1 rRNA gene is annotated in these 842 nt (G+C 47.4%); it reads right to left on the reverse strand.

Annotated elements, in window-relative coordinates:
- Window positions 1-319: 319 nt before the first annotated feature.
- Window positions 320-842, reverse strand: a 16S ribosomal RNA gene (locus IE038_RS25575); the annotation flags it as partial.

Here is an 842-nt window from a genome sequence, read left to right on the forward strand (position 1 = left end):
TCTCTTATTTAATGTTATAAATGAAACGACTCAACATACTAAATCAATAAAGTATAAATGAAACGACTCAACATACTAAATGAATAAACTAAAATAAAACAAGGGCAGAAAAGTAAATAGGAGACTATCCACTTGTCTCGACCTGGGAAAAGGAGCTTACTTATGAACTTCATTCTCATTCTTACTTACATGACTATAACGAACTTCACAGCCAATAAACGACAAGAGACTTAATCTCTTGCAGATGCATCTTCGTGTCACTCGCTCTCTTTCGCAAGCGTAACAGTGTATGAACTCAACAAGCATTAGCTCTCCCTGAAAAGGAGGTAATCCAGCCGCACCTTCCAGTACGGCTACCTTGTTACGACTTCACTCCAGTCACTAGCCGTGCCTTGGGCATCTCCCTCCTTGCGGTTAAGATAATGACTTCGAGCATGGCACACTTCCCTAGTGTGACGGGCGGTGTGTACAAGGCCCGAGAACGAATTCACCGCCGTATGGCTGACCGGCGATTACTAGCGATTCCTACTTCATGCAGGCGAGTTGCAGCCTGCAATCCGAATTGAGGCCAGGTTTTTGAGGTTAGCTTGCCCTCGCGGGGTCGCAACTCTTTGTCCCGGCCATTGTAGCACGTGTGTCGCCCAGGGTATAAGGGGCATGATGACTTGACATCATCCTCACCTTCCTCCGGCTTAACACCGATAGTCTGTTCAGAGTTCCAAACTTTATGGCAACTAAACACGAGGGTTGCGCTCGTTGCGGGACTTAACCCAACACCTTGCGGCACGAACTAACGACAGCCATGCACCACCTGTGTCCGCGTTCCCGAAGGCACTCCTCTT

The sequence above is a fragment of the Pseudomonas laurentiana genome (assembly GCF_014648275.1).
In the GTDB taxonomy this organism is placed as follows: Bacteria; Pseudomonadota; Gammaproteobacteria; order Pseudomonadales; family Pseudomonadaceae; genus Aquipseudomonas; species Aquipseudomonas laurentiana.